The following is a 16140-nucleotide window of genomic DNA, read 5'->3' as shown; positions in this document are numbered from 1 at the left end:
TCCAGCCGTGACTGCGAAACGGAACTTTCTGGCTGGTCTATCTAGTTCCGGCTGGACAGCACTCGCCGGGCTTGCGGCGGTTCCCTGGTTCATCCGCTACCTGGGGATCGAAGCCTACGGGATCGTCGGCCTGTTCCTGATGCTGCAGGCGCTGTTCGTCTTGCTGGACATGGGGCTGACACCGGCTGTCAGCCGTGAAATCGCCCGTGCCCAGGTTGCCGGAACGCTGCGCCAGGCGAGAGACCTTTCGCATTCCATGGCGATCATATTTTGGGCGATTGCGGCGCTGTCAGCTGTGCTGTTCACTGTTCTGGCCCCGTGGATCGCCGGATCTTGGCTGCGGCTGGGGGGGCTCGAGGAGGCCGAAGTCGCGACTGCCGTGGCGCTGGCCGGGCTTGCAATCGGGGCGCGTTGGCCCAGCACATTATATGGGGGCATGTTGATCGGCGCCCAACGGATCGATCTTGCGAGCCTCGTCACCATCTTCGCGGTGACGATTGCGAACTTTGGTGCCGTGCTGGTGCTGGCTTTCGTCGAGCCGTCGCTGCGGGCCTTTTTTATCTGGCAGGCCGTGGCCGGGCTGATACAGTCGTTGATGATGCGACGGGCGGCGTGGAGCGCAATGGGCGGCGGCCGCGATCGCGCCTTTGACTTGCAGGCAGTGAAGTCTGTCTGGCGCTTCTCGGCCGGGATGGCGGCGGTGGCGGCAACTGGGGTGCTGTTTTCGCAGATCGACAAGATCGTATTGTCGCGAACGGTCAGCCTGGCCGACTTCGGCAAATATGCGCTCGCAACCATGGTTGCCGGCATTCTCTATCGGCTGATCCTTCCAGCTTTCAATGTGGTATTCCCCCGATTTTCCGGCCTGCACGAAGCCGGCGACACAGCCGGCCTTTCGCGGCTGTATCATGGGTCCACCAGGGCAACGCTGACGCTGCTGTGCCCGCTCGCGATGTTTCTGGCAGTCGCTGCAGAACCGCTGCTTTCCGTCTGGACAAGGGAGGCAAATATCGCGAAGGAGGTTGCGCCGCTGGTCGTCCTGCTGATTGCAGGCACGGTCGTTCATTGTGCGATGTATTTCCCATACGCATTGCAAATTGCGCATGGACTTACGTCCATGCCTTTGAAAATCAATCTTGCACTATCCGGACTTTTCCTGCCCATGACCATTTACCTGTCACTGTCGATCGGGGCGCTCGGCGCAGCGATATCCTGGCTTGCACTGCATCTGATCTATCTGTTTCTGGGAAGCTGGGTCACACATCGGCAGATTCTGCGGGGTGAAAGTTGGCGCTGGATTTCACGCTCGGTTTTGCCGCCTTTTGCAGTGACCGCGCCTGCCGTGCTGGCGGGCGTGCTGATTTTGCCTGGCGTTGCGTCCGACTGGATGAAGATTGCGATTGCTGTCGCCCTTGCAACGCTGGCACTGCTGGCCGGGCTAGCGATGCTGCCGGACGTGCGGGCGACCGCGCGTCGGCTGGTCGGCAACGTGGCCGGGGCCAACTGATGGCGACCACCGCAGCTGCCTTTTTTTCCCAGTTTGGCGAGGATCGCATCCTGTCGGAGCTGCGCGCCGAACTGGAACGAGGCTCGGGGTCGTCCGGTCCTGCCTGTGTTGATATCGGCGCGAACGACGGCGTAACCGGCAGTGTCAGCCTGCATTTCGAACGGGCCGGCTGGATGACCGTCCTAGTGGAGCCCAATCCCGACCTGTGCGCGTTGCTGCGCCGAACTCGCACCGGATTTTTGTTCGAGGGTGCTGCCTCCAGCAGCTCCGGCACCGCGACCCTGATGCTGGCCGAAGGGGCAGAACTGGCCCACGCCGTTTCCAGCCTGGAACCAGATGCCGCGCAGTCCATCCGCAAACTGGGCCTGGCCGTGCGGCCGGTTGAGGTTCGCACCGAACGCCTGGACAACATCCTGGAGATGGCGGGGATCACGCCCGGGCAGCTAGCGTTCGTCTCGATCGATGTGGAAGGCCATGAACTGGGTGTGCTGCAGGGCTTCGATCTGGTCCGCTGGCGGCCCCGGATCCTCTTGATCGAAGACAATTCGCTGCTGTCCGGTTCGCCTGTCCGGGCCTATCTGGCGCAGCAGGGCTATGTCCCTTTCCGGCGCACCGGGGTCAACGACTGGTATGGGGCCAGTGAAGACACGTCGATCTTGGGCGACGATCCGGATGCCACTTACCGGCGCACCATGGTTTCGGCGCGGGCGCTGATGGCCCGCAGGCGCGTCTCCACGGCGCTGCTGGGGGTTCCGCTGGTGGGGCCTCTGGTCGCTGCCGCTGCGCGGGCCGTGCGGGGAGGCGGCGGTGGCTGACCTGAGGTTGTCCATCTGCATCGCAACGTTCAAGCGCGCAGACTTCATAGCCGAAACCCTGGATTCGATCGTTTCGCAGCTACAGGACGGGATCGAAGTGGTGGTGGTCGACGGCTGTTCGCCCGATGCGACGGCAGATGTCGTCGCCGCTTACGAAGCGCGCTGTCCGCAGCTGCGCTATTACCGCGAAGCCGAGAATTCCGGCGTGGATGCCGATTACGACAAGGCAGTCGGCTATGCCTGCGGCCGCCACGTCTGGCTGATGACCGACGACGATATTCTGGTGCCCGGCTCAGTTGCCGAAGTGCTCGACCTTCTGGATCGCGAAGATCCCGACCTCCTGGTTGTCGATACCGAGATTCGGGACGCGAAGATGCACGATCTGCTGCAGGCGCGGCGCTTCGGGTTCGAGGGCCTGCGCCGCTATGGCGCCGGCGACGGCGACCGATTGCTGGCCGACGCCGGGGATGCTCTGTCATTTATTGGTGGCACCGTCGTTCGCCGCAAGCTCTGGCTGGCGCGCGACCGGCAGCACTATTACGGATCGCTGTTCGTGCATGTCGGCGTGCTGTTCCAGAAGCCGCTGGCTTCGGCACTGTGCCTGGGCAAGCCGCTGGTTCAGATCCGGTTCGGAAACGCGATGTGGAGTGCGCGCGGATTCGAAATCTGGATGTTTCTCTGGCCGCAGCTGATCTGGTCGTTTGCCGGTTTCTCCGACGGGGCCAAGGCCAGCGTGACAGCAAGAGAGCCGTGGCGGGTGCCGCGCAAGATTTTCGGGTTCCGTGCCAACGGATCATACGGAATGGCGGAATTTCGGCGGTTTTTCGCGGACAGGGCGGTGGGCCTATGGCGCGTCGGGCTCTTGGGCTTTGCGCTGATGCCGGGGCGGCTGGCAAACCTGCTGGCGCTGGTATTTCTGCTCGCGTCCGGCGGCCGATATCGGGCGGCCAGCTATGTTCTGGCCTGGAATAGTCGGTTTTCCAGTTCGCTCGGGCGCCGCCTGGCCGCCCGCTCGATGATTCGTCACCCGGCCTGATGCGTCCGACAGCACTGCTGTTCGGGATTTCCGGGCAGGATGGATCCCATATGGCCGAACTGCTGCTGGGCAAGGGCTATTGCGTGGCGGGGACTTCGCGCGATCCGGATGCGGCACTCGCGTCGCTGCCGCCACCGCTGAAGGACGCCGTGGAGATCACGGTGGTCGATCTGCGCTCGACCGAAAGCATCGCGGCGCTTGTCCATCGCGTCAGGCCAACCGAAATCTATAACTTCGCAGCCTTTTCCACCGGTCGTGGCATGTTCGACGACCCCGTTGCGATGGGCGATGTAAACGGCCTGTCGGTGGCACGAATGCTGGAGGCAATCCGCTCGACAGACCCGGCAATCCGCTTCTGCCAGGCGTCGAGCAGCGAGATGTTCGGCGCAACGACGGAAAGTCCGCAGCGCGAGGATACGCCGTTCCGGCCGCGCAGCCCCTATGGTGCTGCCAAACTGTTCGCGCACAACCTGGTGTCGATGGCACGCACGCGCGACGGGCTGTTCGCCTGTTCGGCGATCCTGTTCAACCACGAAAGCGAGCGCCGCTCCCCAGAGTTCGTTACCAGAAAGGTGACCCGCGCGGCAGCCGCGGTATGTCTGGGGCTGCAGTCGCAGGTGGAACTTGGTGATCTCGGCGCCCGCAGGGACTGGGGCCATTCGGCCGATGCGGTGCGGGCGATGTGGCTGATGCTGCAGGCCGACACCGCCGACGACTTTGTGGTTGCGACGGGAATCCCGCATTCAGTCGGGGACCTGTGCAGTGTGGCGTTCGGCCATCTGGGTCTGGATTGGCGCCAACATGTGCAATCCAGGCTGGATCAGGCTCGCGCACCAGATCATACCCAGCTGGTTGGCGATGCGGCCCGAGCCCGCGAACGGCTGGGCTGGGCACCTTCGATAGCATTCGACGACATGATCCGCGGCATGGTCGACCACGACCTCCGCCAATTGAAAAAAGACATCTCTCAGGCAAGGACCGGCAAATCGTGAATCAGGTGATCAAAGCATGCCGCATCTGCGGGAACAGCCAGCTCGTTCCCGTGCTCGATCTAGGTGTGCAGAAGCTTACAGGAGTATTCCCTCCGGACCCTGCAACCCCGCTTACCGAGGGCCCGCTGGTGCTGTTGAAATGCCATGGCGGCGAGAGCTGTGGGCTGGTGCAGCTGGACCGCAGCTATGACCTGGCCGAAATGTATGGCGAAAACTACGGCTACCGCTCGGGCCTGAACCGCTCGATGGTCGAGCATCTGCACGCAAAGGTGGCGGCAATCCGCGCGCTGGAACTGCTGCGGCCGGGCGACCTCGTGCTCGATATCGGCAGCAACGACGGCACCACGCTGTCGGCTTATCCGGCCGATGGCCTGACACTGATCGGGATCGATCCGACAGCCGCGAAGTTCCGGGCCTATTATCCGGCGCATGTGGATGTCATCGAGGACTTCTTTTCGGCCGATCTGGTGCGCGGGCGCTTCCCCGGCCGCAAGGCGCGGGTCGTTACGTCATTCTCGATGTTCTATGATCTGGAAGACCCGCTGGGCTTCATGCGGGAAATCGCAGGAATCCTCGAGGAAGACGGCATCTGGGTTTTCGAACAAAGCTATCTGCCCACGATGTTGGAGCGCAATTCCTACGACACAGCCTGCCATGAGCATCTGGAATTCTATGCTCTGGAACAGATCCGCTGGATGACCGAGCGTGCAGGGCTTGCGATCCGCTCGGTGGAATTCAACGACATCAATGGCGGCAGCTTCTCTGTGGTTGCAGGCAAGGCCAACGGGGACCCACTTCCGGCTGCGGTGCAGGCGATCCTCGATGCCGAACGCGACGCCGGCATCGGCGGGCTGCAGGTGTACCACGACTTCGCCGCGCGTGTTGCGCGTCTTCGGACAGATCTGCTGGCTTTCATTGATGCAGCCCGCGCCAAAGGCAAGACTGTGGCGTCGCTTGGGGCCTCCACCAAGGGCAATGTGCTTCTGCAATATTGCGGACTGGGTCCCGACAGGATAGTCGCTGTGGGTGAAGTGAATCCCGACAAATATGGCTGCTACACTCCCGGCAGCCTGATCCCGATCATGGACGAGGCGGAATTACTGGCGACAAAGCCGGACTATCTGTTGGTCTTGCCTTGGCATTTCCGCAATTTCTTCCTGGCTTCCGAACGGCTTCGGACGTTTCCGCTACTGTTCCCGCTCCCGCAGGTCGAGGTGGTCGCACCGCGCGATTTCTGACGATGCTGCCCGATGCGCTGGCTGGACAGTGGCATATCGGCATGCCTAAGAGCGGCGTTGAAGGCCGGTGCCAGGCAAGTGCTGCGTTGGCCCCGGGCAAAGGGCGATCAGGTTCTTGAACAGCATGGACAGCATCAGCAGCACCGCCAGGCGGGATCCGGTAGAAGTCGATCTGATCGACATTGTCGCGGCAATCTGGCGGGCCAGACTTCTGATTGCCGCACTTGTGGTTGCCGGGCTTGTTACCGGGATAGTCTGGCTCAACGTCGCGACACCGAGCTACACTGCGACAATGCTGCTGACGCCTGCCCCCAACGACAGTTCGTCTTCGGCCGGGCGGCTTGGTGGGCTGGGCGGGCTGGCTGCTGCTGCGGGCATATCGGGCCTGCAGGCTGACAGGCCCACAAGATTTGACCTGTTTTTCGAAATGGCACGGTCCCAGGCCGTGGCCGAAAAGCTGGCGGCAGACCCGAAGATCATGCAGACGCTGTTCGACGATCAGTGGGACGCAACCAGCCGGAGCTGGCGTCCGCCTGCCGGGGCAGTGGCCAGAGCGAAGGCCACGGTTCGCCGGCTGATTGGTCGCCGGCAGGGCTGGCAGCCGCCGACCGGACAGGAGCTTCAGCTCAGGCTGGAAAAGGTCGTAAAGATTCGTCGTGAGTCCAACACCGATCCCATTACCTATGTCACCTTCGACACCCGCCATCGCGATTTCGGCCCGTACCTGCTGCAAAAGCTGCACGCCGAAGCGGACGAGGCCGTGCGTCGGCGATCTCTTGCGACGTCGCGCGGCTATATCGCCTATCTGGAGCGGCGTTTGCCGGAAGTGCGTATCGTCGAGCAGCGCCAGGCGCTTGCAACGATCCTCAGCGAGCAGGAAAAGGCCGTGATGATTGCCAGCTCGGGGCTGCCGTTTGCAGCCGCCCAGATAGAGCCGCCAGTTGTCTCGCAGATTCCGACCAAGCCGGAGCCGCTGTTGACACTTGTGTTTGGGGCCGGACTGGGTCTGCTGCTGGGTGTGGGCTTCGCGTTGTTCAGGCTCGGGCGAGGCTGACCAGGTGGCGGCGGCTGCGGACGCTCTGCCGCAGTCGCGGGCGCGGGCGCGGCTGGCCTCGTCGCTGGCGGTGCTGTTTCCGGCGCTTCTGAATAGTTGGCCGTTGCTGCTGCTGGTGTCCCAGAAAGCCTTCGTCCCGATCGGCCTTGCGACGCTTGATTATGGTTCGCGCCCCGTCCAGCGCGACCTGATGGTCACGGCCGTCGTGCTGCTCGCCTGCCTTCTGCTGATGTTGCTGCAGCCGGCCAATCCCTTTGCTCTGGCGCATTTTGCAGGCTTTGCCCTGTTCCTGCTTGCCGTGCCGGCGATCAACCATGCCGTCCGCCAGGAACGGCCGCTGCTGTTCACGGTGATCGCGCTTACATCGCTGATAAACGCCAGCCTCGCGATCCTGTTCAGCGTGCTGGAAGTCGATCTGTCGGCCCTGCGCGGCCTGAACCGGGTGATTAACAAGTTCGGTGTCACCGACCGTGTATTCTATGAAACCACCAGCCTGCTGGCGGTCTTCTCGCTGTCGTTCCTGCGGCCGAAGTGGCTTGCTTTGATAGGCTATGTGATCGTCGGCTATTACGCGATCTTTCTTGCGAAGAGCGTCTTCGTGATCCTGCTCTATGCCGTGAACCTGCTGATCCCGCCGATCGTGATGCGAAGCCGCCTTTCCCTCAAATTCGTGCTGCTGGGGGCGGCTGTCGCCGGCCTCGTCGCGGGTGTCGCCAACATCATCCTGTTCCGTCCCGATATCGCCATGTCGCTGGGCGTGAAGTTCCTGCAGCTGCAATTCATCCTGGCCGAGCCGACTCCCCTGCTGCTGGGTGGCGGGTGGGGCCATGTGATCGAGGCGATCGTGAACGACCCGGATCAGCCCTATCAGGTGGAAATGCAGCTGCCGATGCTCATCGTGCAGGCCGGATTACTGCTGTTCCTTGCAATCACCGTCGCAATCGGTTTTCTGCTGGCTTCCATTTCCACATCAAGAGTGGCGGCGGCGCTGCGGATCCTGATATTCTTCGTGGTGGGCTTCAACAACCCGTGGCTGTTCATACCCAGCTGGTATCTGACAGTGGCGCTGATGTTCCACCGGTTGGAACAGCGGTGAAAAGCTGGGTGATCCTGTGCGCACACAACGGCGTGCGCCATCTGGAGGAGCAACTTGTCTCGATCTGCACGCAGGACAGGCCTGTTGATCATGTGCATCTGTTCGATTTCGCATCGTCCGATGGATCGGCCGATCTGGCTGACAGGCTTGCGCTGCGTTGGCCGCAAATCACCGTCGAGCGGGTGCCTGACGCACCGGGCGTGACCCTGTCGTTCTTTCACGCATTCCGCGAGATCGGGCGGATAGCCGGCGAAAGCGACGCGATATTCCTGAGCGATCAGGACGATGTGTGGAAACCGAACAAGTCGGCGGCCATGCTGGATCTGTTCGAGACACAATTTCCCGCTTCGCCTGGGGGCCGGCTGCTGCTGTTCCACGATGTCGAGATCTGCGACGAAAGCCTGGCACAGATCAAGTCGAGCCATTATGACGGCAGACCATTCCGCCTGCCGCGCGACCTTGCGCCTGAACGTCTGCTGGTTGCCAACCCGGTGATCGGCCACAGCATGTTGACAACAGGGTCGCTGTTGAAGCTGGCCAGCGATAGGCTGCGGCCCGAACGCTATTTGATGCACGATTGGGCACTGGTGCTGCTGGCGGCACATTTCGGCCAGATCGGCTTCCATCCGGGGCAGCTGGGCTATTACCGCCAGCATGATGCAAACCTGCTTGGTGTGGCGCGCAGCCGGTCGCTGCTCAGCCAGATCGGACGTGCTGCGCGGCTTGCCCGGGGCGTCGATCGTCAGACCAGGGCATTCCTCGACGATTTGGTCGGCATTGAAGACGCTTGTGGGACAAATGTGCGCGCCGAGGTTCTGCCGGGGCGCGCGACGGGATTTGGCCTCGGCCTGCATATGCTTCGCCACGGTGTGTCGCTCAGGCACCGGTCAATGGCGCTGTTCCAGTTTGCAGACAGCCTGTTCGGAAAGCCGGACGACCGCACGTCGGGACGGCTGACCTCTTGACCGCTTTCCAAGTGGTGGGGGATTGGCTAGAAGCCCCCACCATTCAAACGAGATCGGCAGCAAAGAACATGATCATCGATTTCGACCGACTGGAGCGCGATCAGGACCAGCTGCGGACCGATTGGGCAACCGCGCGGCCGTTTCCGCTGCTGGTGCTGGACTCCTTTGGCGACCCGGACGCCTTGCGGACGATCGAGGCGGCCTATCCCGACCCTTCGACATTAAACAAGAGCCGCGACTACATCTTCGCCAAGGAAAAATACGAAAAGAACCATTTTGCCGAGCTGCACCCGCTGATGGGGAAACTGCACACGGAGCTGTTGTCGGCGCGGTTCCAAGCCTGGCTGAGCCATGTGACGGGAATCGACCTGTTCGTCGATCCGGATTTCGTGGGTGGCGGGCTGCACAGCGGCGGGGTCGGCAGCTTCCTGGACATGCACGCGGATTTCAATGTGCACCCCGGACGGAAAGACTGGCTGCGCGAAATCAACATCCTGCTCTACCTGAACCATGGCTGGCAGCCCGACTGGGGCGGCTGCCTGAAGCTGCTCGATGCCGAAAGCGGAGAAACCCGCGAGATCGAGCCGATCTTCAACAGGTGCGTGCTGATGCTGACCAAGGAGCATACTCTGCACGGCTATGATCCCATCAGCTTTCCGCCGGGGCGCTTTCGGCGCAGCATCGCAGGTTATGCCTATTCCCCGATCACCGACGGCATGGAAATCACCCCCCATTCCACCATGTGGCAGTCTGACCGGAGCCTGTTCCGGCGGGCGGCAGGCCCGGTCACGCTCAGGCTGGTTGCGCTCAAGAACCGGTTTTTTGGCAGTGCCAGCATCAAAAACCGCTGACACCACCATCGAGACCGCCTTGTATGGGCAGCCGTCGGACGAGAGGCTGGCGGGCCCGCTGCGCATAGCGGTTGTCGGCACCTGGGGCGTGCCGGCCCGCTATGGCGGGTTCGAAACGCTCGCCGAGCAGCTGGCGCGGTCCCTGACGCCCGACATCGCAGAAATCAGTTTCTACGGCCAGAAATCCGCCTACAGCGAACTGGAACGCGCGGGGCCGTTCGCAGGCCACGCGCGGGTCTGGTTGCCGTTTTCGGCCAACGGTTTCCAGAGTGTGCTGCACGATGCGCTGCAGTTGTTGCATGCCAGCTGGGTGGGGCGGCATGACAGAATCCTGCTGTTGGGCACATCGGGCGCCTGGGCATTGCCGCTGGTGCGGCTGAACGGGCTTCTGCGTGGTCGCCGAATCCGGATCGTTGCGAATATCGACGGGTTGGAGTGGCGCCGAGACAAGTTCGGCCCGCTTGCCCGCGGCCTGCTCAAGCTGCTTGAATGGTTCGCTGTGCGCTTTTCTAGCAGCATTGTGGCCGATAATGCGGCGCTCGTGCCAATGGTCCGAGATCTGCATGGCGTGGAGCCGCTTCTGATTGCTTATGGCGGCGACCACATCGGGCTGCCGGCAAATGCTGCTGCACCTGCATCCGACTCATTTCTGGCAATTGCGCGCATCGAGCCCGAGAACAACAGCGCCCTCATCCTGGAGGCCGCAGCCGATACACAGGCACGCATCCTGTTCGTGGGCAACTGGTCGGCCACCCGATATGGCTGCGATCTGCTGGCGACCTATGGCATCAACCCGCGCCTGACCCTGCATCCGGCAGTCTATGATCAGAGCGTGCTGGCCGACCTGCGGGGACAAGCGGAGGCCTATGTGCACGGCCACAGCGTTGGCGGTACCAACCCGTCGCTGGTGGAGGCGATCTTCCATTGCGAGCGCATTCTGGCTTTCGACTGCCCGTTCAATCGCGCGACTCTCGAAGGCGAGGGTGCCTATTTCGGGTCTGCCGCAGAGCTTGCGCGCCTTATGCGCGAACCCGGGTCCGGCCGGATCGCGCCGGCAGCGCTGGCCCGCCTGCGACATCGCTACCGCTGGGAAACCATTGCAGCAAGTTATCTTGCGGTGATGGCAGACCCTGTCGCTGAAAGTCAGCCCGCCATGAACTTCCGATAAACCGGCGTCGTCAAAAAGTCCGGCAGCTCCCGTGCCGTCACCAGATCGGACAGGATCGTGGCGGCTTCGGTGTACTTTCCGGCAACGTAGAAATTGTCGCCAACTGCCTCTTTCCACACGCCCAGCTGCTTCTGGATTTCTCCGTTGATCAGCGCCGCCGTCACCTTGGTGCCGTCGTCCAGGTTGATGCCGTGGTGTCGCCATTGCCATAGCTGGGCGCGGCTGATTTCGGCTGTGGCGGCGTCCTCCATCATGTTGTGCAGCGGAACGGCGCCTTGTCCGCGCAGCCAGGCTGCTATGTAGCCGATGGCGACATTTACGTTCATGGCTAGGCCGGTGGCGGTTTTTGGGCCTTCGCTGGGGGTTGTCAGTTCTGTGGCGGTTACGCTGCCTTCGGGGATTTTGCTTAGCTGGTTGGCCGCCGGCATCAGTCGATCGAAGACTTCCATTGCCACGCCTACTAGGCCGGGGTGGGCTACCCAGGTACCGTCGTGGCCCAGCGTTGCCTCGCGTTCCTTGTCGGCCTTTACCGCTGCGAAGGCGGCCTGGTTCCTGGCCTCGTCGTCCTTCACCGGGATGAAGGCCGACATGCCGCCCATCGCGTGGGCCCTGCGCTTGTGACAGGTGCGGACAACATGGGCGGCATATTTCGACATGAACGGAACGGTCATGTTCACGGCCGCGCGGTCTGGCAGAATTTTGCTGGGATCGTGGCTCAGGCTCTTGATATAGCTGAAGATATAATCCCAGCGGCCGCAATTGAGGGCGACGATATGGTCGCGCAGCTCAAACAGGATCTCGTCGGCCATGAAGGCGCCGGGCAGGGTTTCGATCAGCACGGTGGATTTGATCGTGCCCAGCGGCAGGCCGAGAATCGACTGCGCCGTCACGAAGATATTGTTCCAGAGCCGGGCCTCCAGATAATGCTCCATCTTCGGCAGGTAGAAATAGGGGCCTGAGCCCTTGGCCAGCAATGCACGGGCATTATGGAAGAAATACAGGCCGAAGTCGAAGATTGCGCCGGCGACTTCCTCGCCATCCACTTCCATATGCGCTTCGGGCAGGTGCCAGCCGCGCGGACGGCATATGAGGACGGCAGTTTTCTCGTTCAACTTGTATGACTTGCCCTTATCTTCCAGCGTGATGGTGCCGTGGGCCGCGTCTTTCAGGTTGATCTGGCCCTCAACGACATTGTCCCACGTGGGGCTGGTAGCATCCTCCAGGCACGCCATGAAGCATTTGGCGCCGGAATTCAGGGCGTTAATCACCATCTTGCGGTCGCAAGGGCCAGTGATTTCCACACGCCGGTCCTGCAGGTCTGCCGGGGTGCCGGAAATTGTCCAGTCGCCGTCGCGGACCGAAGAGGTTTCGGGGGCGAAATCCAGATCATTGCCCTCTGCCCACCAGCGCTTCCTGTCCTGCCGGGCGCGCAGCAGCGACAGCCGGGTGGGGTCGTACATGCGGTGCAGATGCGCGATGAACGCCAGCGCCGCGGGCATCAGCACTGTCTCGAAACCGGGCTTCATTTCCCCCTTGATGGTGATTCCCGTCATCATTGCAGTCGTTCTCCTGTGCTGGGGGCTTTGAAGCCATAGGGATGTAGGCCGCGTGCGGCCTGATCAATGGTGAGCTCGGCGCCGGCGGGCGGGGCGGAGCGCTGGCGGCAATCGGTGCGGAAACACGCCGTGCAGCTGTGGCCGATCGGAACGGCCGGAGCCCCCTGCAGATCCAGCCCGCCAGCATAGGCGAGCGCCCGGGCGTGATCGAGGGAACAGGCAAGCGCAACCGCAAAGCGCGGGTGCTCGGCGCCCCAAGGGGTGATTTGCGGGCGGACGGTGCGGGCGATGGTGAACAGCTTTTCGCCGCCTTCCACTTCGACAATCTGCGTCAGAATTTTGCCAGGCTGCTCGAATGCGCCGTAGAGCACCCAGAGCGGGCATTGTCCGCCTTCGCTGGCGAATGGCAGGCGGCCGGCGGCGAATCGCTTGGAGATCTGCCCTGCGCGGTCCGCGCGCAGCAGCATGAATGGTATCCCGCGCAACCCCGGGCGCTGCAGCGTTGTGAGGCGATGTGCCACCTGCTCGAAGCCGGCAGAGAAGCGCGCCTGCAGCAGCTCCAGATCATAGCCCAGGCTCTCGGCGGCCGCATGAAAGCGGCCATAGGGCATCATCAGCGCCGCCGCCCAATAGTTGGCGAGATTCGATTCCAGCAGCTTGCTGGCGAAAGGATCTGCCGCTACCAGCCTGGGTTGTGCGTCGGCTACCTCTGCCTCGATTTCGGCCTTGGCCTCCAGCGTGGCAAGTTGGACGCAGAGCTGAAAGGTGCGAGACGCGCCATCCAGCGCTTCCGACAACAACAGCTGCCGATTGTGGAAATCGAATCGGCGCAACTGGTCCGGCATCACATCCCACGGAAGTACGCGGACGTTGAGCCCGTGACGGGCGCGCAGCCGCTCGCGAATAGCGGCATCGAGCGAATGGCCGCCATGGCGCAGTTCGTCGGCCAGCGCCTCGGCATGCGAATCGAGAACGCGGAAATGATTCGATCGGTCGAGGAGGTGCCCGCGAATCAGTTTGAGGGGAGAGGGCAGGGCGAAGTCTGCCAATGGCGTGACGGCGCTTTCCGCAAGGCGAATCAGCGCGGCGGCGATATCGGGGTGCTGGTCGGCAAATTCCCGAATCTCGCCGCGGCTGATCGCGGTTCCGCTGCGGGCGAGTGCCTGCGACACATCGTCAGCCCGGCGATCCGCGTCTGCCGAGGTGAACTGCCGAACATCGATGTCGTACACATCGGCAAGTTTCAGCAGCACGGCCGCGGTCAGCGGGCGCTGATTGCGCTCCAGCAAGTTGAGATAGGATACAGACAGGCCAAGATCCTGGGCCATGCGGCTCTGCGTGAGGGCAAGCCCCTGACGGAGCCGGCGGACGCGCGGTCCGGCGAAGAGCTTGCGTTCGAACGCTTCCGGGTTTGTAAACAAATTCACAAATTTACAGGATGTCTTGGCGAGTTTCGACAGATCGACCCGAATGCACGCGCATTTTCATGTGAATTTGTTGACCTAACTGGAGCGCCCGGTCAAGCGGAGATCGCAATCTTGTGAAAATCAAGTCAAAGAGGAGGCTGGTGTGGAATTAGTCCGGCGCTCAGGATGCTGCTCTGTTTGTGAACGGAGATCGGTCAAATGCTCTTTCGCCTGCAGTTCCAGAGCTTCGCAGCAAAGCTGTTAACGAGCCCGGCCTAGTTCCGCGTGGCCGAGGGATGCGAACAGCCTCGATGGCAAGGGAGATCGCCCGCGCATCGGAGGGGATAGGCGGGCGTTTTTCATTTGTGCGCCTGCGGTTAAGGATCTTGAAGTCGGCTGTTCGTCTTGCCGATGCAACGCGCCATCCCTAGGGATCGTTTCATGTTCAACTTTGTTCTGGCGCCTGAACATGCGCGGCTGAAACGCGTCTGGCTTGTGGGCTGCGGTGCCATGGGCGGCGCCTTGCTAAGCCGCTGGCTCGATTCCGGCCTGCCGGCTTCGGCAGTGACCGTAATCGATCCCAATCCCGTCGGCTTGCCGGATGGTTTTTCGGGCGCTGTCTTTCGCGATGCGATCAGCGCCTGCAGCGAGGCGGCGGATCCAACCCTGCTGGTGCTGGGCGTGAAGCCGCAGATGTTGCCTTCGCTGGCGCCAGGTCTGGGTAGGCTGCTGCGGCCGCCGCCGATGCTGCTGTCGATGATGGCGGGCGTGCGGGCGGAAACGCTGGCGCGATATTTCCCCGGTGCTCCGGTGGTGCGGATGATGCCCAACACACCTGCCCGCATCGGCAAGGGGATGACGGCGCTGTTCGCACTGGATGCCGGCGAAGAGGATATCGCCGCGGCCAACTGGCTGATGCAGGCGGCGGGGTCGGTGCTTTGGCTGGACGACGAGAGCAAGTTTGATGCGGTAACGGCGGTTTCCGGCTCCGGGCCGGCATTCCTGTTCCGCTTTATCGAAGCGCTGTCCGCGGCAGGAGAAGCTGCCGGGCTGGACGCGGACACCGCTGCCCGGCTGGCGCTGGAGACCGTGGCGGGTGCCGGGGCGCTTGCCGCGGAATCCGACCTTTCCCCCGCGGCACTGCGGGAGCAGGTGACAAGCCCCAACGGCACCACCCAGGCGGGGCTGGAAATGCTCGACGGCGATGGGCTGCTTTCCAGCCTGCTGCGCTCGACCGTGCGGGCGGCTGCGGAACGATCGAAGGCCTTGTCGGTCGATGCCGATCCTTCGGCAGGTGGCGCGCCGGCGCGCGACGCCGTAAAGGGGCGCTAGGGTGGAGGCCCCGACGCTTTCGGCCTGGCTGCAGCTGATCGGCCGGGATGGCTGGCGAAAGGCGGCGATGGATTCGGCCGCCGGCGATAAGTTCGACGCGCTCGCGGCATTCCAGGAGCATGTGGCGACGGAAGCCACGAACGGCGCACGCGGGAGCGGCAGCACGCGGGAACGCCTGTTCGACGGGCTGATGCAGGGCTTCGACGCGTTGCAGGCCGAGCGCGCCGCTGTGCTGGCGGTCTGGAAGAGTCGCGATCCCGGCGTTGCGGCGCTGATAGCGGGCAGGGCAGGTTGGCAGCTCCGCCGGCTTGCGACAGCGGCGGGCGTGGATGTCTCGGGCGTTCGAGGACAGGTCCGGCTGGCGGCGCTGGCTGCCCTGGCACTGAAGGCCTTCGGCACCTGGCGTCAGGATGAAGCTGCAGACATGTCCGGGACCATGGCCGAGCTGGATCGGCTGCTGGATAAGGCGGAGCGCGCGGAAACGCAGGGCCTGAGCGCCGATCTGATTGGCCTGCCGGGCCTGTCATCCCTTGGGGACAGGCTATCGGCTCTGTTGCCCTTCAGCGGTCGCCCGGGCGACTGAGGCGGGAACGTCGATCCAGTTCCTCTACCATCGCCCGGTCCTCGGGCGGAATAAGGCCGGTCAGCACGGCCCAGAAACCGCCGACAGCCTGTTGTCCCGCCGAGGCATAGGCACCCGCTACGCGATCGCGCAGGGCTTCAAATAGCTTCGCTTCCAGCTCGGAACCCACTTGCGTCAACTGCAGCAGCCGTTGCCGCCGATCCATTATCCCGACAGATTGCTCGACCAGTTCCATGCGCATCAGGTCTGCCAGTACGCGTGACAGCGACTGCTTGGTGATTGCCAAGAGCCGCAGCAGATCGGAAACGGCAAGCCCCGGTTGTCGCGCGATGAAATAGAGTGCCCGGTGATGCGCTCGCCCAAGCCCGCGTTCCTCCAGCATGTCATCGGCGCCGCGTATCATGTTGGCGTAGCCGAAATAGAGGAGTTCTATCCCCCGGCGTATCTCGGGCTCGCGCAGAAAAAGCGGCGAGGCGCGTGAAACGCTGATGCCGGACGGCTGAGCCGGGGAAGATGCGTCAATCATGTTGACCTATATTGC

At 62.8% G+C, this 16140-nt stretch carries 15 protein-coding genes; 12 read left to right on the top strand and 3 right to left on the bottom strand.

Translation table 11 applies throughout. The features are described from left to right. Positions 1-7 precede the first annotated feature (7 nt). The 10 genes from IM784_RS03855 (at position 8) to IM784_RS03810 (ending at position 10722) form a co-directional block, all read left to right on the top strand. Positions 8-1507: an oligosaccharide flippase family protein gene (locus tag IM784_RS03855; protein ID WP_199553932.1), complete on the top strand. Its 1500-nt coding sequence runs from the start codon at positions 8-10 to the stop codon at positions 1505-1507. Then, the gene (locus IM784_RS03850) at positions 1507-2322 is read left to right on the top strand and encodes an FkbM family methyltransferase (protein WP_199553931.1); all 816 of its coding nucleotides are present in this window, start codon (positions 1507-1509) and stop codon (positions 2320-2322) included. The genes IM784_RS03855 and IM784_RS03850 overlap by 1 nt, the downstream gene beginning before the upstream one ends. After that, positions 2315-3358 carry a glycosyltransferase family 2 protein gene (locus IM784_RS03845; protein WP_199553930.1) on the top strand — a complete coding sequence of 348 codons (1044 nt, stop codon included), beginning with the start codon at positions 2315-2317 and terminating at the stop codon, positions 3356-3358. The genes IM784_RS03850 and IM784_RS03845 overlap by 8 nt, the downstream gene beginning before the upstream one ends. Continuing rightward, on the top strand, positions 3358-4350 hold the full coding sequence (locus IM784_RS03840; protein ID WP_199553929.1) for a GDP-mannose 4,6-dehydratase: 993 nt from the start codon (positions 3358-3360) through the stop codon (positions 4348-4350). The genes IM784_RS03845 and IM784_RS03840 overlap by 1 nt, the downstream gene beginning before the upstream one ends. Next, the gene (locus IM784_RS03835; protein WP_328799433.1) at positions 4347-5588 is read left to right on the top strand and encodes a class I SAM-dependent methyltransferase; all 1242 of its coding nucleotides are present in this window, start codon (positions 4347-4349) and stop codon (positions 5586-5588) included. Before IM784_RS03840 ends, IM784_RS03835 begins: the two co-directional genes overlap by 4 nt. 124 nt (positions 5589-5712) lie before the next feature. Then, positions 5713-6642 carry a Wzz/FepE/Etk N-terminal domain-containing protein gene (locus IM784_RS03830; protein WP_199553927.1) on the top strand — a complete coding sequence of 310 codons (930 nt, stop codon included), beginning with the start codon at positions 5713-5715 and terminating at the stop codon, positions 6640-6642. A 4-nt stretch (positions 6643-6646) separates the two neighbouring features. Beyond that, on the top strand, positions 6647-7738 hold the full coding sequence (locus IM784_RS03825; protein WP_199553926.1) for a hypothetical protein: 1092 nt from the start codon (positions 6647-6649) through the stop codon (positions 7736-7738). After that, positions 7735-8703, top strand: a complete 969-nt coding sequence (locus IM784_RS03820) for a glycosyltransferase (protein WP_199553925.1) — start codon at positions 7735-7737, stop codon at positions 8701-8703. Before IM784_RS03825 ends, IM784_RS03820 begins: the two co-directional genes overlap by 4 nt. A 68-nt stretch (positions 8704-8771) precedes the next feature. Further along, positions 8772-9554, top strand: a complete 783-nt coding sequence (locus tag IM784_RS03815) for a 2OG-Fe(II) oxygenase (protein WP_199553924.1) — start codon at positions 8772-8774, stop codon at positions 9552-9554. Further along, complete coding sequence (locus IM784_RS03810; RefSeq protein ID WP_199553923.1) at positions 9532-10722, top strand: glycosyltransferase family protein; 1191 nt, start codon at positions 9532-9534, stop codon at positions 10720-10722. The genes IM784_RS03815 and IM784_RS03810 overlap by 23 nt, the downstream gene beginning before the upstream one ends. Here IM784_RS03810 and aceB read toward each other — a convergent pair. Both aceB and IM784_RS03800 read right to left on the bottom strand, forming a co-directional pair. Next, complete coding sequence (gene aceB / locus IM784_RS03805; protein ID WP_199553922.1) at positions 10698-12278, bottom strand: malate synthase A; 1581 nt, start codon at positions 12276-12278, stop codon at positions 10698-10700. The genes IM784_RS03810 and aceB overlap by 25 nt on opposite strands. Further along, positions 12275-13606 (bottom strand): helix-turn-helix domain-containing protein, encoded by a 1332-nt coding sequence (locus IM784_RS03800; protein ID WP_235976503.1) that lies wholly within the window; start codon positions 13604-13606, stop codon positions 12275-12277. The genes aceB and IM784_RS03800 overlap by 4 nt, the downstream gene beginning before the upstream one ends. Before the next feature lie 519 nt (positions 13607-14125). Between IM784_RS03800 and proC the strand changes: the two genes are divergently transcribed. Both proC and IM784_RS03790 read left to right on the top strand, forming a co-directional pair. Continuing rightward, on the top strand, positions 14126-15016 hold the full coding sequence (gene proC, locus IM784_RS03795; protein WP_199553921.1) for a pyrroline-5-carboxylate reductase: 891 nt from the start codon (positions 14126-14128) through the stop codon (positions 15014-15016). Position 15017: 1 nt separating this feature from the next. Then, entirely contained in the window at positions 15018-15599 is a 582-nt protein-coding gene (locus IM784_RS03790; protein ID WP_199553920.1) for a hypothetical protein, read from the top strand. Here IM784_RS03790 and IM784_RS03785 read toward each other — a convergent pair. Further along, positions 15577-16125, bottom strand: coding sequence for a MarR family winged helix-turn-helix transcriptional regulator (locus IM784_RS03785; RefSeq protein ID WP_199553919.1), 549 nt, complete (start codon positions 16123-16125; stop codon positions 15577-15579). The two genes, IM784_RS03790 and IM784_RS03785, sit on opposite strands and share 23 nt — an antisense overlap. Between the last annotated feature and the right edge of the window lie 15 nt (positions 16126-16140).

The sequence above is a fragment of the Sandaracinobacteroides hominis genome (assembly GCF_016464365.1).
Classification (GTDB): Bacteria; Pseudomonadota; Alphaproteobacteria; order Sphingomonadales; family Sphingomonadaceae; genus Sandaracinobacteroides; species Sandaracinobacteroides hominis.
The sequence above is the reverse complement of the archived record's forward strand: the minus strand, read 5'-3'. Positions and strand labels throughout refer to the sequence as shown.